Here is a 21987-nt window from a genome sequence, read left to right as displayed (position 1 = left end):
TCTATTCGGAAGTCGACGCTGTCTTGCGGTACGATTGTGCCGTTTCTCCATCGCGCACACTGTCTGGCGGAAAGGTCAGTGTCACTGTGGTGCCGGAGCCCGGTTCGCTGTCGATCGACAGGTCGACTCCCTGGGCCGTGGCGAAGGCGCGGGTTATCGGGATGCCGAGACCGGTGCCGGACTGGGGCTTCGAACGGCTGCTGGCGCGTCGGCTGAATGGTCGGGATGTGTCGGCAATCTCGTCCAGGGTCATGCCGACGCCTGTGTCGGAGATCGAAAGCGCAAGGCCGCCGTCGGCCGATCGCCGTGCCGAGACGTTGACCCGGCCATCGGCGCGGGTGAACTTAAGGGCATTGCCGACGAGGTTGAGCAGCATCTGGCGCAGCCGTCCTGCGTCAACATAGACCTCGAGATCCGGCGGGTGAGGGTCGGATGTCAGCGCTACGCCCGGCTCGCGCGGCAGCGGGTCGGCCATGCGCAGCCCTTCGTCGACGACGGATGCCAGCGGGACCCACTGCATGTCCAGGCTGATCTCGTTCGCCTCGATCCGGGACAGGTCCAGAATGTCGTTGATGACCGTCAGCAGGTGATAGCCGCTGCGATGAATGTCGGAAGCGTATTCCTGATAACGAACCGGTTGAAGCGGGCCGAAGACCTGCCGGCACATCACGTCCGAGAACCCGACGATGGCGTTGAGGGGCGTGCGGATTTCGTGGCTGATATTGGCGAGGAATCGCGTCTTCAGCATGTTGGCGCGTTCTGCCTCGCGAAGGGCATTGGATAGCGCGGTCTCGCGCTCGATCCGCTCCGTCAGATTGCGGATATGGGCCAGAATGACCGGTTCTCCACCGATTTCAAAAGGAGTGGCGCTGATCTCGACTGGCAGTTCGATCGCGTCGTCGCGCACGATCCGTGACCGGAAAATCCCGCCATCATCGACGGATCGTCCCTGCTGTCCGTCGGTAACGGGGCGAAGGAATCGTTCGCTGCCGATCATGGGGGCGGCCCGGCGGCCGCACAGCCGATCGAGCGGGCGATTGAACAGGCGGCCCGCACTTTCGTTGGCATCGCGGATGGTCCCGTCATGGGCGCCGATGATCAGAATACCGTCATAGGCATTGTCGAAAACCGAACGGAACCGGGCCTCGGAGTCCGCAAGCAACCGATGGCTGCCTGAGCGCTGCGCGTCGAGACGCAGGCGCTGGGCGGCGACGACGGCGATGAACACGGCCAGGAGCAGGGCCACTGTCCAGATGATCGGCGACACGACCGACGACGTGGGCCACCCTCCGACCGGCAGCGCCGCCGCCTGCCATGAGCCGGTCGGCAAATCGATTTCGGCGACGACGGGGTCGGCATCATGAATACCGGTAGGGCCGAAGAAGGGTTCTCCTTCGGCGCCAAGGGCGTTCGCGCCCCGCAATCCGACCTGAATCGGCATATCGCCGCCCAGGAGTTCGGCCTGCTCCAGGACGGCTTCGTAGTCGACCACGGCTGCGACGATCCCCCACAGGCGATCGATGGGCGGTTCGCCGACCTGGAGGAGGACCGGCGATCGGATGATCAGGCGTTCGCCGCCTTGAACGAGGTCGACCGGGCCCGCGACAACGGTGCTGAGGGTTTCCATGGCGCGCCGAACGGCGGCTTCCTGGTCGGGGATCGTTCGATAATCCAGGCCGAGCGCGTCCTCGTTGCCGGCAAGGGGGTGGACATGGGTGATCACCATGTCCTGGGCTGCCGCGATGTGGACGATCGCCGTCCGCTCGGACAGCAGGCCGTCAACGAAGTCGGCAAACGCCTCGCGCGAAATGTCCGGCGCTGTCCCGATTTCGACGACGAGGCCCCGAACCAGCGCAACATCGCGCCAGACAGCCCCCTCCAGTGCCGCCCGAACCCGGCCGAGCTGATCGAGCGTCGTCAGCGCGGCCTGATCGCGGGCGCGGTCGACGGCGGCACGATCGAGCAGGAAGCCGGTCAAAATCACAAAACCGATCGCGGCGATCGCGACCAGTAGCGTCGGCCTCCAATGCTTGTCGGCCGCACCGCGACGCTCGGTCATCGTGTCCCATCGTCCCCCGTCTGACCAATCACCGAAGCCTATGGTGCGCGCATTGTGTTAATATTGCCTAACGACCATACGATAGGTTCTCTTGTGACTTATGAGGGCGGCGGTGTCCGGCACACTGTGAAACTCTACGAATTGAATATCGGAAATGGGTAGATTGGGGTTCAGTCAAGGGCTGGCAAGCGGCCAGTCAAGTACGAGTGCGCTGAGTTGGTCGCGACGGGAAATCTCGGTTTTCTGAAGGACAGCTTCGCAGTGGCGACGGGCCGTATTGTGACTAATCCCCAATTCGGCGGCGATCGCGGCCGAAGATGCGCCCTGAAGAATCAGCTTGGCGACATCCCGCTGCCGGGCGGTCAGTCCGAATTTTCCGGCGAGAATCCCGGCCATCCGTGCTGTATCCATCTGCCTGAGCGCAAGGCGCAGTTCCGGCCCCCCTATTGGGCTGAGTTCGGGCAGTGGCAGTTGGAGGAAATCCCCGTCGTCCGGTTCATCCGCGGCGCTGACGATGCGGGCGGGGAGGAGCGACGCCGCAATCGCCTGGTCAAGTCGCTCCCGATGGCGGTTGCGCCGGTCGATGGCCTGAAATCCGCTTTCGAAACTCGGCAGTAGCAAACCGAGAACAATTTCGGTTTCACCGCTGACGAAGCCTGGCGCGTCGGGTTCCTGAAAGCCGAAGGCGAACATCGCCTCGCCAACCGACAGACGTGCCGTCATTCCGATAACCTGCGGCATGCCGGCGGGTTCGAAGGCATCGTTGAAATAGGCCGTCTTGACGATTTCCTGCCGCGCGGCGAGCTCGGTTTCGTGATAGACTCCAGTGCCGAAACTGCGGCGCCTTCGATTCATGGTATCGAGGTCGCGGTCATGACAGCGGATATTGCCGTCCCGGTCAACGCCGGCGAAGGTATGCGCCATATAGGCTTCGATTTGCGGCCCGGCGCGCCAGGGAACCATCCACGGCCGGCCGTCATCAAGCCATCCCGCGAAGGCGGCGTCGGCCCCGACGAGCTTTCCAATTTCAGCCAGCATATCGCGGATCGTGGCGGAGTCGAGTTGGACCGACAGAAAGCCGCGTTGGAGCGCCGTCAGACGGCGTAATAGATCCGAACCGATATCCATGAACGGATTATGCCAGAAGCATTATCTAGTGCAACTGCACCATGCGGGGCAATGGCTATCCGTTTAAAAGGACAGTATTGATCGTTCACGATGTTTCGGCTCCCTGTCTTCGAGCACGGTCGAACACATCCAGATTGAGGGCAAAATAAGGAGGAGTGCCGCCGATGCAGTTCGTCAGGATCGGATTGACGATCACCGCCGCCACGCTTGTCGCCACCGTGGCCGGCGCGCAAGAAGAACCTGCACGCCGGACGATGCTGGTCCTCGACGGATCGGGCAGTATGTGGGGCCAGATCGATGGTACGCCCAAGATATCCGTCGCGCGCGATGCGATCGGGCGCCTGTTGAACGACTGGTCACCCGGGAACGAGATCGGCTTGATGGCCTATGGCCACCGCAGCGAGGGGGACTGTTCGGACATCGAAACGCTGATCGAACCTGGTGACCTCGACGTGGACGCATTCGAGCAAGCGATGCAGTCGGTCAACCCGCGCGGCAAAACACCGATCGGCGCATCGGTCGAGGCCGCGGCCGACCGGTTGGCGGGGGTGGATGTCCCTTCCTCCGTTGTCGTGGTGACCGACGGACTGGAAAACTGTGGCGCCGATCTGTGCGCTCTGGGCGACCGGCTGGCTGAGAGCGGTACGGGCCTGACCGCCCATGTGATCGGGTTCGACATTGAGGATTCCGAAGGCCAGCTCGCCTGCCTGGCCGAAGCGACCGGGGGCCGTTACCTTAGCGCCGCGGATGCGGAAAGCCTGACCGGCGCCTTGCGGGATGTGAGCGCCCAACCGACGGCACCGTCGGAACCGCTTTTCGTCGACGAATTCGAACGCACCGAGCTGGGCGAAGACTGGACGGTAGATTTCCCGGAACCGTCGGGCTTTATCGTCGATACCGGCGCCCTTGTGACCATGACGGTCGAGCCGGGCGCGATGGGTGACGACCCGGAGAAAGCCAACATCTTTCGCTGGACCGGCGCCGAATTGCCCGAGGGCGACTGGGAGATCGCGGCCGATTTTACCGCGAGCATGGGCGAAGTGCAGACCCTGGGCGGTCGACGGGCGATTATCCAGGTTGGCCGCTATGAAGACGAGGCGAACCATATCTCGGTTCATGTCATTCGCCAGGGGAACTCGAACGACGATATGTGGCTTCGGCTGCGTTCCGTTGGCGGCGGCAACGCAACCGTCGAGGATGTCGAGATCGCCGGCGATGTGCGGGGCTATGATTTGGCCCGGATACTGCGGGACTTCGAGGAGAAGGGCGCCCGGCTCGTGCTGTCGAAACGCGGCCGTGACTATACCGGTCGGTTGGAAATGAATGGCTGGCGCATGCAGCCCGACGGACCGGAGGTGATCGAGACCCAGCCATTGCAGGTCTTGCGCACCATGGGCGATCCGGCGCTGTTCGCCGGGACCTTGGGTAGCGAACAGACGGTGGCCGAGTTCGATCGTGTCGAAATCCGCTCGCTGCCGTGAGGGGCATCGGTGCTCTGACCATGATGCCGGCATCCTAGATCACCGGCCGCCGTCGGTATGACGGTGGCGGCCGGCGTTACGCCCTGGGGCCTCTTCATTATCGTCGATTCGTCGGGATATTGAGCGCTTCGCCCATGACAGGCTCGCCCGCTCGGGCCACAGCGGCGTCTATCGAATCATCCGCGCGTTCGGCTCTATCTTTGGCCCGCCGGACCCGGTCTTATGTGAAAGCATCCGCCGGTCCTGAGGCTTTGCGCCGGGCGGGCGCTGGATCACAGGCCGATGGTGCGCCTCCACGCGATGACGAGCAGGGCAACGCCGAGCCCGATCGGAATTATCCAGAAAAAGCTTCCCTCTGTCCTGAGAAACGCCGTTTCCGGTACGTCCGGCAGGTAGTGGACGCGGACTTGCGTACCCGGCGGATAAGCCTTCACGATGCGTCGTGCCGTGAAACACGACCTGATCGTTTCCTCGCCCGGCGGCGGTGTCACTCGGGTGCCGACGTGGTGTTGACCGTTCACCGCGTAGTTGTACGTCACGACCGGCTGGCATCCGCCCTGCATCTCGCGAACGTGCCCGTCGATCACCGTGCCGGTGGTTTGGCGGGCGCGACGCAGAATTTTATGCCGACGTCGCTGCATGAAAACGCCAAACGCGATCAGCGCAGGCCCAACGATCAGCATGAAGGCCAGTGCGAAAGCGCTCGGCGGGTTCGTCATTGGCAATAGCTATAAACGAGGTCGCAGGTGCCGCCATGGCCGCGTTCGCAAAAGCCGCGCGCCTTGCCTTCGGCCTCGGGCAAACGCTCGTCGGCGCCGACGCCCCACCAATAGCCGCCCTCAGTCCGCTGCGCCAGCGCGTGGCATCGGTTCCGCGTCGGCTCCGAAACGATGCGGCAGTTCGTGGCGTCGCAAAAATCGAGCGCGGTGCGCCTGGCGTCGGCCTCTGAGGCGGCGCGCCCATGACCGAAGCGCCCCGCCATATCGAGTGCAAAGACCATCGCATCCAGTCTTGTCGATTCATCGCCGTGCCGACGCGTTCGCATATCGCTGCTTTCAGTCGTGACCGGAATGACAGCGATAGGCCCCAACTCGGCGCGCATGTGATCGATCCCGCCATAGAGATCGACGGTACGATCGACAAACTGCGCCTGAACCACGTAATTGGTTCCAGGTTTTAATTTGTCGGCCGGGGCGCGACGTTCGACCAATGGATGTCCGGTCTGCATGAATTCGCAACAGTCGGACTTGCGGAAAAAAACAGTGCGGTTCTGCCCATCCGAGGCAGTTTCGATGATCGCGTAGCGGATCTCGTCGATGCGGCAGTTTGAAAAGTCGCCGGGCAGGATCCGAATGCGGAAATCCTGCGGCACCGTACTGTCGCTGGCCGGCGCATCAATCACAGGGCTACACGGGTTCGGTCCGATCTGCGCTGACGCGGATGCCGCCATCAACGCCGCCAAAGCCAAAAGCGATGCACAAAAATGCCGAAAAACAGTGAAAGTCACGGTGCGCGCCTCCCCAGCGTCTGTTCCAGCGGCAAAAGGCTAACAATCACCCGGGCCGCCGGTCAACGGGGCCCGCACGGTCAACGTTCCGTGCGGCAACATTCTCCGGGGAAATGTTCTCGCGGCGTGTGTGGGGGCCGGACAGCGCTTCCTGCTTCCTGTTGTTTCGAAATACAGTTGCCGGGGATGAGGGAAAAATCGCGGGGATTGAAATGGGCGATCACGAGGGATTCCTGGCCGTACAAATGATCTGCGAATGTCGGCCCCCTTGGCCGGATCCGGGGCGGCCAAGGGGGGCGACGTCGGGTACTACATCACGGCACCAACCTGCCACGGGACGAATTCATGGTCGCCGAAGCCGAGCTGCTCGCTCTTGCTGGGTATGCCGGACGCCGTCTCGATGAACATTTTCAGGATCCGCCCGGCAACATCGTCGATGCTCTCGGTGCCGTCGACGATGGTGCCGCAATTGATGTCCATGTCCTCGGACATCCGGTCGTACATGGCCGTGTTCGTGGCGAGTTTCACCGACGGAACCGGTTTGTAGCCGGCGACCGACCCGCGCCCCGTCGTGAAGCAGACCAGATTGCATCCCCCGGCGATCTGGCCGGTGACCGATACCGGGTCATAGCCGGGTGTGTCCATCAGGACGAAGCCCGGCGTCGTGACCTGTTCGGCATAGCGATAGAAGCCGGTCAGGTTGGTGGTGCCGCCCTTGGCGGCCGCGCCGAGCGATTTTTCCAGAATGGTCGTCAATCCGCCGGCCTTGTTGCCGGGCGACGGATTGTTGTTCATCTGTCCGCCATGCTTTGCGCAGTAGTCCTCCCACCATTTTATGCGGGCGATCAGCCTTTCCGCAATCTCCGGGGATTCGGCGCGGCGGGTCAGCAGATGCTCCGCGCCGTAGATCTCCGGCGTTTCGCCGAGAACGCCGGTGCCGCCCTGGGCCACCAGCATGTCCACGGCGCGTCCCAGGGCCGGGTTGGCCGTGATCCCGGAATAGGCGTCGGAACCGCCACATTGCAGCGCCACGGTCAGTTTGCTGACCGGCACGGTCGTGCGGCTGACGTCATTGACCGCCGGCGCCATCGCCGCGACCTCTCGCACGCCGGCTTCCACGGTCAGGCGCGTGCCGCCCATGTCCTGGATGTTCATGGTCTTGAACAACGGGCCGCGTTCAATGCCATAGGCTTCGAGCAGGAAGTCGATGCGGTTGACCTCGCAGCCGAGGCCGACCATCAGAATGCCGCCGAAATTCGGATGCCGGGCATATCCCCACAACGTGCGCTGCAGATTGTCGTAACCTTCGCCGGTGTCGGCCATGCCACAACCGGTCCCGTGGGTCAGGGCCACGACGCCGTCGATGTTCGGGAAGTCGTTGAGAACGCCGGACCGCTCGACCTCCTGGGCAATGTAATTGGCAACCGTTGCCGAACAGTTCACCGAAGTCAGCAGGCCGATGTAGTTGCGGGTGCCAACTCGGCCATCCTTGCGGACATAGCCTTCGAAGGTCGCGCGTTCGGCCTCGGGCACCATCCGCGTCGGCCTCGCCTCCTGCCCGATGGCATAGTCCCGGTCGAACGCCGTCACTTCGACGTTATGAACATGCACATGGTCGCCGGGTTCGATGGATTCTGTGGCGAAGCCGATGATCTGCCCGAATTTGCGGATGGGATCACCCACGGCGATCGCGGTGGTCGCGATCTTGTGACCGGCGGGAACGACGGCCCGAGTCGTCACCTTGTCGTCCGCGACGGTGACGCCGGGCAGCATCTCGGTCCTTGCGACAATAACGTTGTCGTCGGGGTGGAGACGAATTGTCAGTCTGGCTTCAGTGTTCATGGCCTGGTGCTCTTCCTCGGGAATAGATGAATTCATTTTCTGGGCTCACGGGGTCTGGTTCGGCAGAGGCCGTGTCATGCTGATCTGATGGCTCTTCCGCTCGTCGTAGCCGCGTATGCCGATATCGTCCCACAATTCTGACCAATCATCCATGATGCGCTGCCATCCATCCGCGCCATAGGCTTCGTGAAGCTATGAGTGGCGGATTTTCCGAAAGAGCACGATGCCGATGGCAGCGGTTGCCAGAACGGCAACGACGAGGGCAATGGAGTTTGCGGCGATATCGGCGACCTGGGCGATGCGATCGGAAAACAGATATCCAAGGCCAACATAGAAAGTCACCCATATGGCCTCGCCGGCCATATCCCAGAAGGTGTAACGCCGCCAGCCGAGTTTGGCGGCGCCGGCGATCACGTTTACATAGGGGCCCAGGGGGCTGAACAGCCAGGTACTGAAGAAGACGCTGGCGCCGCCCCACCGGTCTATCGCCGATTTCGCCTTGGTCAGCATGGCTTGCCGGCGTGGTTCGCCGGAGAGACGGTCGACCAGGGCGCCGCCGCCGGTTCGACCGATCAGATATCCGGTCTGGTCGCCAATGACGGCACCACCATAGGCCGCCAGCAAAACCGAAGATGCGCCGAGATCGCCCGAGGCGATGAAGGCGCCGCCGGCCAGCATGATGAGCGAGCTGGGCATGGGAACGGCCAGGCACGAAAGAAAGGTCGCGGCCAGTATGATGATGATGCCATAGGTCGACACCTGATCGAGCAGGAGATCAGTCATCGCCGTCACTTCGGTAGGTCGCAATGGCTGTGTCGAGAGTATTGATGATCTCCTGAACGGTGGCTTCCCGTTCTTCCGCAATCTGCGCGATGGTTCGCCGACGCCCGACCGGGCGCTCCAGATCAAGGGCATCACCGAGAATCTCGGGCGGTACTTCCCAGGAATGCGCCACGTATCGAAGGGGCATCCAGCCTTCGATCGTTTGTTCCTGGTGTGCCGGGTCAGACCAATACAGCGTCACGACCGTCAGCCGGGCGGCCAGAAATACGACGACCGCAGTCGAGACCAGAAACGATACCAACAGCAGTTTGTGCCGGGACCAGAGTTTGCTGAATTGGGCTCTCATCGGATGGGCATCCTCCGGAGGGCATTGAGCGACGAACCGCTGTGCATGGAAGCAACTCTATCCGATTAATCCGTTTCGTTCCCAAGGATATGCAGGAATGAGCCAAAGGCGTGGCCGCGCTGCAGCCCCATGGCCGGCAGCGGGCGGCCGTCGGCGGTTTCGGCGTCGATCCAGGCGGAATCCGGGTCGTTCTCGGACCCTCGGATGGCGACATAGTGGAATTCATGCCCCAGCAGTCGTGTGTCGGCCGGCCCCAGCGCGCAGCCGGCACGCAGCGTCGTGCGGCGATACCCGAGATGCAGCTTGCGCGCGGCGAAGCTGGTCCTGAGCGGCAGCAGGCCGGTCATCGGCACGGTCCGGCCGTCTTCGGTTTCCAGGATTTCACCCATGACGATGTATCCACCGCATTCGCCGTAGACCGGATGCGCCAGCGCAAATCGCGCCAACCCGGACTTGAACCGGCTGGCAGCGGCCAGGGTATCGGCGTGGAGTTCGGGGTATCCGCCGGGCAGATAGACCGCGTCGGCTGTTTCCGGCGGCGGTTCATCGGCCAGCGGCGAGAAGAACGCGATTTCGGCCCCGGCCACCCGCCAGCCCATAAGCACATGGTCATAGCAAAAGGTAAACGCCGCATCGCGGGCGACGGCGATGCGCTGGCCGAGCGGTTTCAGCGCGCCCGTTACGGAGTGAGTTTGGGGGGCGGTGGTGCCGGCAACAGCGGGACGCGCGATTGCCTGAAGGCGATCGAGGTCGATCGACTTGCGTGTCAGCGCGCTCAGGGCCGCCAGTCGGTCGTCCAGGCTGTCGTCATCGCCGGCCTGAACAAGACCCAGATGCCGGCTGGGCAGGGCAACGGCCTGATCGCGGGGAATGGCACCCAGAACCGGAACGCCGGTCTCCTCGATCGGTCCGGCGACGAGGGCGCGATGGCGGTCGCTCGCGACATTGTTCACGATCACGCCCGCGATCTCGACATCGCCGCGATAGGCGGCAAACCCCTTCACCAGCGCTGCCGCCGAACGGGTCTGGCCCTTGGGGTCGATCACCAGCACCACCGGCCAGCCGGTCAGCGCGGCGATATCGGCGGTTGAGCCATGGCCGAGCTTGCCGGGCGCCGCGGCGCCGTCGAACAGCCCCATGACCCCCTCGCACAGGATCAGGTCGGTCTCGTTGCCGGCCGCTGCGATCTGTTCCGAAATCTGCGCCGCGTCCATCGCCCAGCCATCCAGGTTCAGCGCCGGGCGGCCGGTCACGGCCCGATGCAGCGACGGGTCGATGTAGTCGGGCCCCACCTTGGCCGACCCGACCCGAAGCCCGGCATCGCGCAACGCCGCCAGCAGGCCCAGTGTAACCGTGGTCTTGCCGGTACCCGATGACGGGGCGGCGATTATGAGTCCTCTGGCTGCCGTACCCGTCATGCCGGGTCGGCCATTTGCAGCGCGGCGACCCGCTGCATGTCGAGCCAATCCAGGCTCGGCCGCAGACGGACGATCGACCCGATGACGATGACGGCGGGCGGGCGCTGGCCGCAGGCGGCCAGCTGTTCCTCGGCCTCGGCCAGCGTGGTCACCAGTACCTTCTGGCGGTCGGTGGTGGCGTCGCTGATCACCGCGACGGGCATCGTGCCGGGCATGCCCCCGGCACTCAGTTCGCGGGCGATAACCGGAAACGTCCGCCAGGCCATGTAAAGCACAATGGGTGCATTGGCTGCCGCCAGCGCCCGCCAGTTCGGACCGCCGGAATCCGATTTGCCGGTGGCGAAAATGACCGCCTGGTTGTCGTCGCGATGGGTGGCCGGAATGCCGGCATAGGCCGGCGCGGCGATGCCGGCGGTAATGCCGGGCACGATCCGGAACCCGATGCCGGCTTCGGCCAGGGCCAGCGCTTCCTCGCCGCCGCGTCCGAAGACGAACGGATCGCCGCCTTTCAGACGCAGCACACGCATCCCGCGGCGGGCCAGATCGATCAGCCGCGCGGTGATTTCCGGTTGCCGGGGGGATGGTTTGCCGCCGCGCTTGCCCATATCGTAGATCTCGGCATGAGGGCGGGCGAGCGTCAATATGCGGCGGTCGACGAGGGCGTCATGGACGATGGCATCGGCATGGCGTAAACCCTCTACCGCGAGCAGCGTGAGCAATCCGGGATCGCCGGGACCCGCACCGGCAAGCCATACCGTGCCCGGATGGAACGGGGCACCAAGGTCGAGACCGGTGGCGCCGCCGGATACGCCGACACGACTGGGATCAGACGGGGGCATAGGCTGGGGCATGGGACAAGACTCGCAATTCGAAAAAGGACACGCGGCACCGCCGGTTTCTGAACCGGATGAGGACGCGGGGCAAGAGGCGGACGGCCGGACGTTGCGGCGCGGCTGGACGACCGGCGCCTGCGCCACGGCGGCAACCGCCGCGGCCTGTTCGGCATTGTTCGGTATGGGTTTCCCCGATCCGGTCACCATTCGACTGCCGGGCGGGAACGATGTCGATTTCGCGCTGTCCCAGACCGGTCAGGGAGCACACGGTGCATCTGCCGGCCAGGAGTGGGCGGAAGCCGCCGTGGTCAAGGATGCCGGCGACGATCCCGACGTCACCCATGGCGCCATGATCCGCTCGCGGGTGTTCAGGGGCGCACCGGGCACCGGCATCGTTTTTGCCGCCGGACCGGGCGTGGGCACGGTCACGCGCGAGGGGCTGCCCGTGCCTGTCGGTGAACCCGCGATCAACCCCGTGCCACGGCGCATGATGACCGAAGCCGCGACCGCAATGGCCGAGCGGGCGGGTGTCGCCGCCGATCTCGTGATCCGGATCGGCATCGATCACGGCGAGGAACTCGCCCGCAAGACCATGAACGGCCGGCTGGGCATTCTTGGCGGCCTGTCGGTGCTCGGGACGACCGGCATCGTCATTCCCTATTCCTGCGCGGCCTGGATCGCCTCGATCCATCGGGGGATCGACGTCGCCCGGGCGGCGGGGCTGGACCATGTGGCCGCCTCGACCGGCGATGTCTCGGAACGCGCCGTCGCCCGCCATTATGATCTGCCCGAGATCGCGCTGTTGGACATGGGCGATTTCGCCGGCGGTACGCTGAAATATCTGCGCCGCCACCCGGTCGCGCGCCTGACCATCGCCGGCGGCGTCGCCAAGCTCAGCAAGCTGGCCCAGGGCCGGCTGGATCTTCATTCCAAACGCCATGCCGTCGATTATGACTGGCTTTCGGCGCGGATGGCCGATCTTGGCGCCGACGACGACTTGATTGCGGCGATACGCACGGCGAATACCGCCAATCAGGCCGTCGCGATCGCGGCGGCGGCGGGAATGCCGCTTGGCGATACCATTGCCGATGGCGCAAGGCGAACGGCGCTCGACACGCTCGGCCCCGAATGCGGTATCGCGGTCGATGTACTGGTCGTCGACCGGGCGGGCACGATCGTGGGCAGGGCCGGGCGGTAGCAACGCTCTCGCGGAACCTGTGGACCCCGGACGGCGCTTCGCGCCTCCGGGGATGGGGCAGGGGGGCGCTGCGGTTCGGGTCGCGGTCATGGCAGGTCGAGCCCCCGGAACCGGCGGGCATGGCGGCCGTCGTAAAGCGCGCTGTTGCGGAAATCGGCGGCGGCGAGGGCGGGGCCGATCAGGATCAGAGCCGTCCGCCGGGTCGGCAGATCGTTGACCCTGGCCTCGATATCATCCAGCCGGCCCCGGATGACCATCTCGTCGGGCCACGACGCCCGGAACACCACCGCGACCGGACAATCGCCGCCGTAATGCGGAACCAGCCTTTCGACCACCTGATCAATCACATGGACCGACAGATGCACGGCCATGGTGGCGCCGGTGGCGGCAAAGGCCTCCAGCGTTTCGGCTTCGGGCATTTTCGAGGCGCGGCCCGATGTCCGGGTCAGAACGACGCTCTGCGCGACTTCCGGCACCGTCAGTTCGCGCCCCAACGCAGCGGCGGCGGCGGACACGGCCGGCACGCCGGGGGTGACGGTATAGGGGATGCCGCGTTCCTCCAACGCCCGGATCTGTTCGGCGACCGCGCTGTAGAATGCCAGGTCGCCGGAATGCAGGCGCGCGATGTCATGGCCTGCCGCGTGGGCGGCCTCGAATTCGGCGATGATCTCATCCAGCGTTAGCGGCGCGGTGTCGACCACGCGTGCGTCCTTTGGCGCGTGGGCGACCACCTCGGCCGGGATCAGCGATCCGGCATAGAGGCAGATCGGACAGCGGGCGATGATGTCACGGCCGCGCAGGGTCAGGAGGTCGGGCGCGCCCGGTCCGGCGCCGACGAAGTGAACGGTCATGCGGCTTTCCCCCGTTGTATTGCTGTAGCGCAGGTGGCCTTGTCGAATATCCGTCGCGGCATCAGCAGCCGGCTGCCCGGTCCGGCGCCCAGCAGGGCGGCGGCTTCGGCGACCGAGCCGACGCCGTAATGCTCGATACTGCGCGCGGATCGGGTGACCACGCGGTCGGCCATGACGATCAGTTGCTCCGGTGCAATCAGTGTCACCGGCAGGGCCAGCGCCTGCTCGACCGCCGCGCGGAGGTCGCGATGCTGCGCTCGGTCGACAGTGAACAGGCCCGAGAACCGGGCTTTGTCATTTGTCCGGGTGGCCTCGTCCCGGCACCCGCACAGAAGGTGGATCAGGCTGTCGATCGGACAGCCGCCGCCGGTGCCGAATCCGATCGCGATCATGACGGTTTCCTCGTGCACCAGAGCGTCACCGGGCGCAGCGCGGTCCAGCCGGTAAATCCGCCCAGCCGGTCGTCGCGCGCGACCTGCAGGCGGGTCAGCGTGCCGCCGAGGCGCGCGTGCGCGGCCAGAATCACGGCTTCGGATTCCACCGTCACGGCCGAGGCCACGAGGCGGCCGCCCGGTTTCACGGCCGCGAAATATCTGTCGACCATGCCGGCGCCGGTAATCCCGCCGCCCAGAAAAACGGCGTCGGGTGACGTCATGGAGAAGGCCGGAAAGTCGGCGGCATCGCAGCCTTCGATCGCCAGATCGGGCACGCCCATGGCCAGCGCATTGCGGCGGATGCGCTCGGCCCGCTCGGCGCGGCGTTCCACCGCGACAGTAAGGTTGGCCGCGTCCGCCAGCATCCACTCGATCCCGACAGCGCCGGATCCCGCGCCGATGTCCCACAGCGTCTCGCCCCGGCCGGGGGCGAGCAGTGCCAGGATGACGGCGCGGATCTCGCGTTTGCTGATCTGACCGTCATGCTCGAACATGGCATCGGGCCGCCCGGCGGCCGCTGCTATCGAATTTGCGGTTTCGTCGGCCCGGCAGTCGAGCGTGATCGTGTTCAGCGCGTCGACGGGACGGTTCAGGGCGGTATCGGCGGCCCAATCGGCCGCCGGCGCCGTGGTGCGGCGTTCGGTTGGTCCGCCCATGCATTCCAGCACGGTCAGCGGCGATGCGCCGAATCCCCGGTCGGCGAGCAGACGGCCCAGAGCCCCCGGCGTCGAGCCGTCCCAGCTGAGGATCACCAGCCGGGCGCGGTCGTGAAGGGCGGGGATCACCCGTTCCAGCGAGCGGCCGTGAACCGACAGGCAGCGGACCGATTGCAGCGGCCAGCCCATTCGGGCGGCGGCCAGGGCAAAGGACGAGGCGCCGGGAATGACGGTCATTTCATCCGGCGGCACATGGCGGGCGAGCGTGGCGCCGACGCCGTACCAGAATGGGTCGCCGCTGGCCAATACCGTGACCGGCGATGGCCGGGCGGCCAGAACGCGGCGGATGCCGTCGCTGAACGGCGATGGCCAGGCGATCCGCTCGCCGCCGATGCCGTCGGGGATCAGTGCCAGTTGCCGATCGCCGCCGAATATCGGTGCCGACGGGTCGGCGATCACGGCGCGGGCGCGGGGTGACAGGCCGTCCCAGCCATCTTCGCCGATACCGACGATTGTCAGCCATGGTGCCTGAACGCTGTCCTTTGCCTTGCCGTTCGGTGGCAGACCGGCCATATCGGGTGAGTTCATGATGAAACCCCCGGATCCGACGGTGCAAGGCGATGACGATTTTGATACTTGGCGGCACGACCGAGGCGACGGCGCTCGCCCAGCGGCTGGCGGGGCTTGGCGGCGTCAATGCGGTGCTGTCTCTCGCCGGGCGCACGGTCCGGCCGATCCAGTCGGGCCTGCCGACCCGGATCGGCGGGTTCGGCGGTGTCGAGGGACTGGCGGATTATCTGCGCACGGTCGGCGTCAAGGCGGTCATCGACGCCACCCATCCGTTCGCGGCCCAGATGTCGACCAACGCGGTCGAGGCCTGCGCCGCCGTCGAAGTGCCGCTGGCCCGGCTGTCGCGCCCGGCCTGGGTGCCCGTTCCCGGCGACCGCTGGGTCGTCGTACCGGATATCGATGCCGCCGCCCGGGCCCTCGGCCCCATGGGCGATCGAGTCTTCCTGACCACCGGGCGCCAGACGCTGCATGCCTTTGCCGCCATGCCGGACAAGACCTATCTTGCGCGCACCGTCGACCCGATTGCCGAACCGCCGAACCTGCCCCGGTTCGAGCATCTTCAGGCGCGCGGACCCTTTGCGGCCGAGGCCGAGCGCGATCTGATGACCCGCTATCGCATCGACGTGCTGGTAACCAAGAACAGCGGCGGCAAGGCTACGGCGGGCAAACTGTCCGCCGCCCGCGATCTCGGCCTGCCGGTGGTCATGGTCGACCGGCCGGTCTTGCCCCCGGCTCACGCGCTGGCCTCCGTCGATGAAGCCATAAGATGGTTGCATCCTTAGGGTCATGACGCGACGTCCGTGACGGTGCCGTCGTGCCATCGCGGCGTATAGGCGACCGCCGGGCCGGACGGCCGGTTCAGCACCCGCGTTGTCGAGGCGCCGATGATGATCACGGTGCGCATGTCGGCGTCCTCGGCGACGGCATGGGCGAGGTCGGTGATGCGGATGGTTTCGCCGTCGCGGCCGACGTCGCGGCCCAGAATGACCGGCGTGGTTCCGGCCTTGACCGCGCGCAGGCAGTCCAGCGCCGCGCCCAATTGCCAGGGCCGTGCCTTCGAGATCGGGTTATAGAGGGCGAGCGCGAAATCCCCCTCCGCCGCCAGCCGCAGGCGCCGGGTGATCAGGTCCCAGGGCTTCAGATTGTCCGACAGCGACATGACGCAGAAATCGTTGCCCAGCGGCGCGCCCGCGCGGGCCGCAAGCGCCTGGGCGGCAGTGATGCCCGGATGGACGCTGACCGGCACCTCGGACCAGCGGCCGGTGGTGTCGCCCTCGATGGCTTCGAAAATCGCGGCGGCCATGGCGAAGATGCCGGGATCGCCGCCGGAAACCACCGCCACCGCGCCGCCGTCAAGGGCGAGGTCGAGCGCGAACCGCGCCCGGTCGAGTTCCACGCGATTGTCCGAGGCGTGGCGGCGTTGCCCCTCGCGCTGCCCGGCCCGATCCAGATAGGGGATATAGCCGACCAGATCGGTCGCCCGGTCGAGGATCGCGCGGGTTTCCGGCGTCATCCAGTCATCGCGCCCCGGTCCCAGCCCGATTATGGCGACGGACCCGGTTTGTCCGGCCCCAGGTTGTTCAGCGTCGTCTGTCATCGCCGGTCCCCACGGCCATGGATCAGCACCATCGAGAAATAGGGCGCGCGGTCGACCGGCGCGTCGGCCAGCGGCATGGCGGTTTCCGTCTCCATGCTGGCGCGCTCGACATACCAGGCCCGGTCCAGACGGCCGAGTTTGCGCAGGACATCGACGATTTTCGGCAGGTTCTTGCCCACCTTCATGATCGCCAGCGCGTCGGCCTGTTCCACCGCGCGGGTCAGGTGTTCGGCCGGCAGCGTGCCGGGAATGATGCTCAGAATGTCGTCGCGCATGGTCAGCGGCCGGGACAGCAGGCTCGACGCCGCCGTGACCGAAGTGACGCCCGGCACGATGCTGGTGCGAAACCGGTCCTTCAGGCGCAGATAGACATGCATGAACGAGCCGTAGAAGAACGCATCGCCTTCGTTCAGCACCGTCACCGACCGTCCGGCCTGTAAATGAGCCTCGATATCGGCGGCGCACTGGTCGAAAAAGGTTTCGATCGCGTCGACGTATTCCTGCTCACCATGCGGACGCTCGTTCGTCACCGGATAGACCATCGGCAGGGTCTGGTGGTCGCCCGTGATGTGATCGGCCGCCGTGGCATAGGCATTGCCCGGCTTGCCCTTTTTGCAGAACCAGGCGACCACCGGGCTGGCCGTGATCGCGCGGACGGCCTTGACCGTCAGCAGTTCCGGATCGCCCGGCCCGGTGCCGACGCCGTACAGAATCCCCGTCTCGCCGGGCGCTGCGATCGGCAGATGGCGGCTGGAGATCGGGCGCCCCACCGTGCCGGTGCCGGACAGCGAGGGATTGGAAAGGGAAGGGGCAGTCAGGGTCGGGGTCATTCAGCGTCACTCGCCAGGGCATTAAGGGCCGAGGCCGTCATGGCGCTGCCGCCCTGCCGACCGGTTACTGTCAGATATTCCACGCCGAGGTCGCGATGATGCGCGATCAGGGCGTCCTTGCTCTCCGCCGCGCCGACGAAGCCGACGGGCAGTCCCAGGATCGCGGCGGGCTTTGGCGCGCCGGCGGCGATCATCTCCATCAGCCGGAACAGCGCCGTCGGCGCGTTGCCGATCGCCACGACCGCGCCGCCCAGACGCTCGCCCCACAGATCCATCGCCGCCGCTGTCCGGGTCGTGCCCAGTTGCTGCGCCAGTTCCGGCACGCCCGGATCATGCAGGGTGCAGATCACGTCGTTCCTTGCCGGAAGGCGGGAATGGGTGACGCCGTGGGCGACCATCTGGCTGTCGCACAGGATCGGCGCACCACCGCGCAGCGCCGCGCGGGCCGCCGCGCCAAGCCGGGCAGAGTGGCGGATGTGCCGGGCGACCTCCACCATGCCGCAGCCATGAATGATGCGCACGGCGACCGGCTTGATGTCGTCGGGCAGGGCGGAAAGATCGGCTTCGGCGCGGATCGTGGCAAAGGATTGCCGATAGATCGCCGCGCCGTCCTTCTCGTAATCGAAGGTCAGGGTCGGTTGCATGGGTTGGCGTCAGGCCCCGTTGATGTTGGTTTTGCTGGGCAGGGTTCGGTGTTCAAGACGGTGGGCGTCGGGTCCGGAGACGTGATAGGCGCCGTCGGCGGCGGTCAGCGTGATGCCGGCGGTTGCTGCCGGTCTGGCGCAGGCCTTGTCGCAGCCGGAAACATGGACCCGGCCTCCAGCGCTCAGATAGCCGGACAGCGGCCCGGCCAGCGCCAGGGCATCGGCGCGGGTATCGGTCGTGCCTTTGGGGCAGCCATTGCGGCCCCGACAGGCGTACAGGCCAAGGCGTGGGTCGTCCGGGGCCGTGATGGCGCCAGCGTCGGCCAATGCCCGCAAGGCCCGGTGATGCTCAAACGCCGCTGGCGCTCCGGGCAGCACGACCGTTCGATTGGCCAGAAGGGCCAGCGTGCCGTCGCCGCAGTCTCGCGCCAGGGTGGCGAGCGCGCGCAGCATGTCGCTGTCCAACGCACCGAAGGCAAAGCCGACGCCCAGGCCGATGTCGGCCAAGGGGCCGATGGTTGGAACGATGGTTGGGCCTCCGGTTGAGCCGCTACGAGATTCACGGACCTTTCGCGCATCCACGCCCCCACCCTGATCGTCCCCGACACCGATCGGGGACCCCGATCCGGATGTACCCGGTTCGTGTGTCAAGCCCGAGAGTTGCTGCGCGAGGTCCCGGGTCTGCAGCGCGTCACTTCGTGGCCGCGCTCCGCCCGGGACGATCAGGGTGTGGAGATCATTTTTCCTGCAATCGATACCAATTTGTGAACACGGTAAGGTTGAGCCGGGGGGTAGTGCGGAAGCGGGCATGTCGTCGGCCAGCGCCGCGAGGGCGGCGCGCAGTCCGGCCCGTCCGCTATCGGCGGGCATGGCGGTCAGGGCGCGGCTCAGAACGTCCAGCGCCGCCCGGGCTGCGATGTGGTCATCGGCTGGAAGCATGGCGACCGGCGTCGCGGTCGAGCGGGTTCCGTTGACCGACAAGCGCCATTGCCGCTGACAGCCGGTGCCGGCGGGGTCCAGACGCAGATCGGCGGAATGCTCGCAAAAGGCGAATCGGCCACCGCCATTGACGACGATCAGGGCTTTCTCCGGCAGTGTCTTGAAGTCGGGGGCCGGGGTGTCGGGCAGGGCGCGCAGCCCGTCATCCAGCGCGGTGGCGAGGGCGCGGACCGCCGCTTCGGCCGCAGGGTCGCGATCGCTGGGTGCGGCGGCCAGAACGACGCGCCGGGCTTCGGCCGCCGGTGACGACGCGGCCAGACCCATGGCGACCAGACTGTCGGCGAAATCAGCGGCGGCCGCCGGATCCAGACCGCGGATTTGCAAATTGGCGCGGCGCGTCAGATCCATCGCGCCACTGCCGGCGTTTGCGGCCTGATCGGCCAGCCAAAATGCCTGATCGGCGCTGAGGATACCGGCGGTCGGACGCACGCGGGTCAGCCAGCCATCGGCCGACTCCATCGGCCGATGAGCAGACGGACACCATCCCCGTCGCGAGGCCGGAGCGCCGCGAAAAGCCTGATCGGAATTGACACCGGAACGAAACGCCGGAGACGCCATCATTGTCACATCCTTCCACCGCCACACCCGACGGTCGGACAAAATGGGGGTGGATGGCAGGTCTCCTGGCTCTCGGATCATCGCCTTTCCCCCGACCTTCCCGGCCAATGGCCAGTGGTTCCGCGGGGTGAGGCTTCCCGACCACAGTTGCGGGGGCAGCCGCGGCATTGGAGCCATCATGCTCCGCACCGCATTCCCTATTCTCCCGGCCCGTCGGTCGCTCGGGCCAGGCACCATCCTGATGCCCGATCCTTGCAGGGACGGCCGTCATTTGCAAGGGAAAGCCCGGTGGTGCAGGGCTGGCTTGAGGTGATTCAGTCGGAATTGAACGACGCCCGCTTTGGCTATCGCCCCCTGCTTTCGAGAAGCTGCCGAAGATCGGGCAGGGTGGGGTCGTCGAAGATCAGTTCCTCATGCTCCGGGTCGGGGACCGGGTTGGGGGCGGCGAGAAATTCGGCCGATGGGGCTGGCGGGCTGGCGGTCGGCATGACCATGCGTTCCAGCGTCACATCGAACAATCCGGCCAGACAGAACAATTCGGCGGCGGACGCGGTCTCGTGCCCCAGTTCGAGGGCGGCGACGCGCTCCGGCGTTGAATTCAGCCAGATGGAGATCTTGCGCATCGACCAGCCACGCTTCTGGCGACAGCGGATCATGTTATAGGCGACGGCGCGGCGGATTTCGCGTTCGACCGGCGTGCCGCGCCATGGGCTCTCGGGCGCAAGAAGGAAATCGGCCGGTGTCGTCGTCAGGTGTGGTGCTGGCATTCGTGCCCCCGTTCTCGATGACTGCCCGCCGTTCCGACGCCATGGGGCGAGGGGACGGCAGGCAGCAATAATGGTCGGGGGGTTGAAAGGCCGACTCCAAGGCGGCTCCGCCTGCCTTTAGCGCCCGTTACCGGGGCGCCTGGACATACGCAGACGGCCCCCCGACCGGAGACATGACAAAGCACAAGCAAGATCAGTGTGGGTACACGATCCCCATTGCCTGTCAACCGTTCCACGGCCAGGGTTCAGGGCGCCAGACAGGCGGCGCCAACCTATGGAGTAGGGGCTTTCAAACCCCGGAACCGCATGCTGCGGTTCCGCCAAAAATGCTACCAAGCCGGGGTATTATTCGCCAATAAATTGTGGAACACGTAGTCAGACTCAGACTAAGCCCGAGAAGCTGTGCATTGCGGAGGTCACCCCTGCCTCATTCGTCGTTCAGGTCGGCCAGCATTGGGTCCTGCAATTTTTGCAGGTCGGCATCGGCCTGAGCAGCGATCTGCTCCTGCCGCCGCTCAGGCGTGGGCCGGGCAATATCGGCCAGGCAACAGGGATGAAAGTATTCCGTTGATGAGATATATATTTGGGGAGCGAGGGTGATTTGTCGTCATTTGAATGGGCATCAGGAAGGTCAATCCGATGGGCTTTGTGCCGACGGCGATAAAGGAGGAGGCTACACGCCCCTTGGCGGTAGTGCCATCCACCGACGACGCAGTCGCGATTCTCGGTCGATATCGGCAGTCTGCGCAGAATTTCGAAGCCGCGTTGGATCAGTATCGCAAACAGGTTATCAGCGTCGATCATCGGCTGAAGCTGGCGATCATGTCGATTCGCGAGATGCTGGAAACAGCGGGGCAGGCCAACGATAGGGACGTGTTGGTCTACCTCACCCATGACGCCATTCCGGGTGTCATCGACGGGCTGGATCGTCGTATTCTCGCCGCAAAGGCGTTAGCTGACCGGTATTCAGGTTATAAGGGCGATGTGTCATCGCCTCCGCAACGGCAAATCGCCGAAGCGGCGAAGCGCATTCGCAAAGAGGTGCGCAAGAATGGAAAGATGCTCGCCCGCCATCGGGGTCGCCTTACGGATTTGGTCTGGGATTTCGACCCTGAGTCGCGAGGGGGAGAAAGTTTTTACTATTCCGATGATCTCATTGCACTGTTAGCATCTAACACCACGAATTTTGTGCTTGGGATAAATCCTTAACCGGAAGATTAAAAAGAAAATTATCCAAAAACGAAGGTAGCGTATCTTCGTAGATACACTCATGAGAAAATACTAGCGTTCCATAGGCTTGAATAGAACCTAGTGCAAAAAGTAAAAGACAAGACGATCTGATTATAATTTTAAAATTTTTCCCCCATGAAATAATTGTATCTTTATGCCGGTTATTATTAATTAGTTTACTTAAAAATCCGTATTTGTAATTTTCCAAATGATTTTTGATGCCGAGTTCCACTACGAAGATAGTAATTATTGTCAT

General features: G+C 65.0%; 21 protein-coding genes and 1 riboswitch. Of the genes, 4 read left to right on the top strand and 17 right to left on the bottom strand.

Annotated elements, in window-relative coordinates; all coding sequences use genetic code 11:
* Nucleotide 1: 1 nt before the first annotated feature.
* Both ABZ728_RS16060 and ABZ728_RS16055 read right to left on the bottom strand, forming a co-directional pair.
* Entirely contained in the window at nucleotides 2-2059 is a 2058-nt protein-coding gene (locus ABZ728_RS16060; protein ID WP_366657252.1) for an ATP-binding protein, read from the bottom strand.
* A 174-nt stretch (nucleotides 2060-2233) separates the two neighbouring features.
* Nucleotides 2234-3187, bottom strand: coding sequence for a helix-turn-helix transcriptional regulator (locus tag ABZ728_RS16055; protein ID WP_366657251.1), 954 nt, complete (start codon nucleotides 3185-3187; stop codon nucleotides 2234-2236).
* A 164-nt stretch (nucleotides 3188-3351) separates the two neighbouring features.
* Here ABZ728_RS16055 and ABZ728_RS16050 point away from each other — a divergent pair, with 164 nt between their 5' ends.
* Nucleotides 3352-4668, top strand: a complete 1317-nt coding sequence (locus ABZ728_RS16050; protein ID WP_366657250.1) for a VWA domain-containing protein — start codon at nucleotides 3352-3354, stop codon at nucleotides 4666-4668.
* A gap of 272 nt (nucleotides 4669-4940) precedes the next feature.
* On the opposite strand, the gene ABZ728_RS16045 is transcribed toward ABZ728_RS16050, so the two are convergent.
* The 7 genes from ABZ728_RS16045 to cobA all read right to left on the bottom strand — a co-directional run bounded on the left by ABZ728_RS16045 (nucleotide 4941) and on the right by cobA (nucleotide 11415).
* Nucleotides 4941-5387 carry a DUF3592 domain-containing protein gene (locus ABZ728_RS16045; protein ID WP_366657249.1) on the bottom strand — a complete coding sequence of 149 codons (447 nt, stop codon included), beginning with the start codon at nucleotides 5385-5387 and terminating at the stop codon, nucleotides 4941-4943.
* Nucleotides 5384-6118 carry a DUF4189 domain-containing protein gene (locus ABZ728_RS16040; RefSeq protein ID WP_366657248.1) on the bottom strand — a complete coding sequence of 245 codons (735 nt, stop codon included), beginning with the start codon at nucleotides 6116-6118 and terminating at the stop codon, nucleotides 5384-5386. The genes ABZ728_RS16045 and ABZ728_RS16040 overlap by 4 nt, the downstream gene beginning before the upstream one ends.
* Nucleotides 6119-6484: 366 nt before the next feature.
* On the bottom strand, nucleotides 6485-8053 hold the full coding sequence (locus ABZ728_RS16035; protein ID WP_366657247.1) for an altronate dehydratase family protein: 1569 nt from the start codon (nucleotides 8051-8053) through the stop codon (nucleotides 6485-6487).
* A gap of 156 nt (nucleotides 8054-8209) precedes the next feature.
* The gene (locus tag ABZ728_RS16030; RefSeq protein ID WP_366657246.1) at nucleotides 8210-8800 is read right to left on the bottom strand and encodes a DedA family protein; all 591 of its coding nucleotides are present in this window, start codon (nucleotides 8798-8800) and stop codon (nucleotides 8210-8212) included.
* Nucleotides 8793-9146, bottom strand: coding sequence for a hypothetical protein (locus tag ABZ728_RS16025; protein ID WP_366657245.1), 354 nt, complete (start codon nucleotides 9144-9146; stop codon nucleotides 8793-8795). Before ABZ728_RS16025 ends, ABZ728_RS16030 begins: the two co-directional genes overlap by 8 nt.
* Nucleotides 9147-9211: 65 nt before the next feature.
* Nucleotides 9212-10564: a cobyrinate a,c-diamide synthase gene (locus ABZ728_RS16020; protein WP_366657244.1), complete on the bottom strand. Its 1353-nt coding sequence runs from the start codon at nucleotides 10562-10564 to the stop codon at nucleotides 9212-9214.
* The gene (cobA, locus tag ABZ728_RS16015) at nucleotides 10561-11415 is read right to left on the bottom strand and encodes a uroporphyrinogen-III C-methyltransferase (RefSeq protein WP_366657243.1); all 855 of its coding nucleotides are present in this window, start codon (nucleotides 11413-11415) and stop codon (nucleotides 10561-10563) included. The genes ABZ728_RS16020 and cobA overlap by 4 nt, the downstream gene beginning before the upstream one ends.
* Between cobA and ABZ728_RS16010 the strand changes: the two genes are divergently transcribed.
* Nucleotides 11414-12595 carry a cobalt-precorrin-5B (C(1))-methyltransferase gene (locus ABZ728_RS16010; RefSeq protein WP_366657242.1) on the top strand — a complete coding sequence of 394 codons (1182 nt, stop codon included), beginning with the start codon at nucleotides 11414-11416 and terminating at the stop codon, nucleotides 12593-12595. The two genes, cobA and ABZ728_RS16010, sit on opposite strands and share 2 nt — an antisense overlap.
* 86 nt (nucleotides 12596-12681) lie before the next feature.
* Here ABZ728_RS16010 and cobM read toward each other — a convergent pair whose 3' ends face one another.
* From cobM to cbiE, 3 genes are read right to left on the bottom strand one after another with little or no spacing between them, the layout of a single operon-like run.
* Nucleotides 12682-13446: a precorrin-4 C(11)-methyltransferase gene (gene cobM / locus ABZ728_RS16005; protein ID WP_366657241.1), complete on the bottom strand. Its 765-nt coding sequence runs from the start codon at nucleotides 13444-13446 to the stop codon at nucleotides 12682-12684.
* On the bottom strand, nucleotides 13443-13838 hold the full coding sequence (locus ABZ728_RS16000; protein ID WP_366657240.1) for a cobalamin biosynthesis protein: 396 nt from the start codon (nucleotides 13836-13838) through the stop codon (nucleotides 13443-13445). Before ABZ728_RS16000 ends, cobM begins: the two co-directional genes overlap by 4 nt.
* The gene (gene cbiE, locus ABZ728_RS15995; RefSeq protein WP_366657239.1) at nucleotides 13835-15124 is read right to left on the bottom strand and encodes a precorrin-6y C5,15-methyltransferase (decarboxylating) subunit CbiE; all 1290 of its coding nucleotides are present in this window, start codon (nucleotides 15122-15124) and stop codon (nucleotides 13835-13837) included. The genes ABZ728_RS16000 and cbiE overlap by 4 nt, the downstream gene beginning before the upstream one ends.
* Before the next feature lie 32 nt (nucleotides 15125-15156).
* Here cbiE and ABZ728_RS15990 point away from each other — a divergent pair, with 32 nt between their 5' ends.
* Nucleotides 15157-15888, top strand: a complete 732-nt coding sequence (locus tag ABZ728_RS15990) for a cobalt-precorrin-6A reductase (RefSeq protein ID WP_366657238.1) — start codon at nucleotides 15157-15159, stop codon at nucleotides 15886-15888.
* 2 nt (nucleotides 15889-15890) lie between these two features.
* Here the strand turns inward: ABZ728_RS15990 and cobJ are convergent, their stop codons facing one another.
* From cobJ to ABZ728_RS15965, 5 genes are all read right to left on the bottom strand, one after another.
* Nucleotides 15891-16703, bottom strand: a complete 813-nt coding sequence (cobJ, locus tag ABZ728_RS15985; RefSeq protein ID WP_366657237.1) for a precorrin-3B C(17)-methyltransferase — start codon at nucleotides 16701-16703, stop codon at nucleotides 15891-15893.
* A complete protein-coding gene (locus tag ABZ728_RS15980) occupies nucleotides 16700-17533 on the bottom strand; it encodes a precorrin-2 C(20)-methyltransferase (protein ID WP_366657236.1) in 834 nt (277 codons plus the stop codon). Before ABZ728_RS15980 ends, cobJ begins: the two co-directional genes overlap by 4 nt.
* A complete protein-coding gene (locus ABZ728_RS15975) occupies nucleotides 17530-18177 on the bottom strand; it encodes a precorrin-8X methylmutase (RefSeq protein WP_366657235.1) in 648 nt (215 codons plus the stop codon). Before ABZ728_RS15975 ends, ABZ728_RS15980 begins: the two co-directional genes overlap by 4 nt.
* 9 nt (nucleotides 18178-18186) lie before the next feature.
* Entirely contained in the window at nucleotides 18187-19737 is a 1551-nt protein-coding gene (locus ABZ728_RS15970; RefSeq protein WP_366657234.1) for a hypothetical protein, read from the bottom strand.
* A 34-nt stretch (nucleotides 19738-19771) separates the two neighbouring features.
* Nucleotides 19772-19987, bottom strand: a riboswitch (cobalamin riboswitch).
* A 91-nt stretch (nucleotides 19988-20078) separates the two neighbouring features.
* A complete protein-coding gene (locus ABZ728_RS15965) occupies nucleotides 20079-20501 on the bottom strand; it encodes a hypothetical protein (RefSeq protein WP_366657233.1) in 423 nt (140 codons plus the stop codon).
* A gap of 639 nt (nucleotides 20502-21140) precedes the next feature.
* Here ABZ728_RS15965 and ABZ728_RS15960 point away from each other — a divergent pair.
* Nucleotides 21141-21710 carry a hypothetical protein gene (locus ABZ728_RS15960; protein ID WP_366657232.1) on the top strand — a complete coding sequence of 190 codons (570 nt, stop codon included), beginning with the start codon at nucleotides 21141-21143 and terminating at the stop codon, nucleotides 21708-21710.
* Nucleotides 21711-21987: the final 277 nt, after the last annotated feature.

This window comes from Fodinicurvata sp. EGI_FJ10296 (assembly GCF_040712075.1).
Classification (GTDB): domain Bacteria; phylum Pseudomonadota; class Alphaproteobacteria; order DSM-16000; family Inquilinaceae; genus JBFCVL01.
The sequence above is the reverse complement of the archived record's forward strand: the minus strand, read 5'-3'. Positions and strand labels throughout refer to the sequence as shown.

Bases quoted from the DNA above. Each gene is read 5' to 3' on its own strand.
- ABZ728_RS16060 (WP_366657252.1), bottom strand. From the start codon at position 2,059: ATGACCGAGCGTCGCGGTGCGGCCGACAAGCATTGGAGGCCGACGCTA.
- ABZ728_RS16055 (WP_366657251.1), bottom strand. From the start codon at position 3,187: ATGGATATCGGTTCGGATCTATTACGCCGTCTGACGGCGCTCCAACGC.
- ABZ728_RS16050 (WP_366657250.1), top strand. From the start codon at position 3,352: ATGCAGTTCGTCAGGATCGGATTGACGATCACCGCCGCCACGCTTGTC.
- ABZ728_RS16045 (WP_366657249.1), bottom strand. From the start codon at position 5,387: ATGACGAACCCGCCGAGCGCTTTCGCACTGGCCTTCATGCTGATCGTT.
- ABZ728_RS16040 (WP_366657248.1), bottom strand. From the start codon at position 6,118: ATGGCGGCATCCGCGTCAGCGCAGATCGGACCGAACCCGTGTAGCCCT.
- ABZ728_RS16035 (WP_366657247.1), bottom strand. From the start codon at position 8,053: ATGAATTCATCTATTCCCGAGGAAGAGCACCAGGCCATGAACACTGAA.
- ABZ728_RS16030 (WP_366657246.1), bottom strand. From the start codon at position 8,800: ATGACTGATCTCCTGCTCGATCAGGTGTCGACCTATGGCATCATCATC.
- ABZ728_RS16025 (WP_366657245.1), bottom strand. From the start codon at position 9,146: ATGAGAGCCCAATTCAGCAAACTCTGGTCCCGGCACAAACTGCTGTTG.
- ABZ728_RS16020 (WP_366657244.1), bottom strand. From the start codon at position 10,564: ATGACGGGTACGGCAGCCAGAGGACTCATAATCGCCGCCCCGTCATCG.
- ABZ728_RS16010 (WP_366657242.1), top strand. From the start codon at position 11,414: ATGGGACAAGACTCGCAATTCGAAAAAGGACACGCGGCACCGCCGGTT.
- cobA (WP_366657243.1), bottom strand. From the start codon at position 11,415: ATGCCCCAGCCTATGCCCCCGTCTGATCCCAGTCGTGTCGGCGTATCC.
- cobM (WP_366657241.1), bottom strand. From the start codon at position 13,446: ATGACCGTTCACTTCGTCGGCGCCGGACCGGGCGCGCCCGACCTCCTG.
- ABZ728_RS16000 (WP_366657240.1), bottom strand. From the start codon at position 13,838: ATGATCGCGATCGGATTCGGCACCGGCGGCGGCTGTCCGATCGACAGC.
- cbiE (WP_366657239.1), bottom strand. From the start codon at position 15,124: ATGAACTCACCCGATATGGCCGGTCTGCCACCGAACGGCAAGGCAAAG.
- ABZ728_RS15990 (WP_366657238.1), top strand. From the start codon at position 15,157: ATGACGATTTTGATACTTGGCGGCACGACCGAGGCGACGGCGCTCGCC.
- cobJ (WP_366657237.1), bottom strand. From the start codon at position 16,703: ATGACAGACGACGCTGAACAACCTGGGGCCGGACAAACCGGGTCCGTC.
- ABZ728_RS15980 (WP_366657236.1), bottom strand. From the start codon at position 17,533: ATGACCCCGACCCTGACTGCCCCTTCCCTTTCCAATCCCTCGCTGTCC.
- ABZ728_RS15975 (WP_366657235.1), bottom strand. From the start codon at position 18,177: ATGCAACCGACCCTGACCTTCGATTACGAGAAGGACGGCGCGGCGATC.
- ABZ728_RS15970 (WP_366657234.1), bottom strand. From the start codon at position 19,737: ATGATGGCGTCTCCGGCGTTTCGTTCCGGTGTCAATTCCGATCAGGCT.
- ABZ728_RS15965 (WP_366657233.1), bottom strand. From the start codon at position 20,501: ATGCCAGCACCACACCTGACGACGACACCGGCCGATTTCCTTCTTGCG.
- ABZ728_RS15960 (WP_366657232.1), top strand. From the start codon at position 21,141: ATGGGCTTTGTGCCGACGGCGATAAAGGAGGAGGCTACACGCCCCTTG.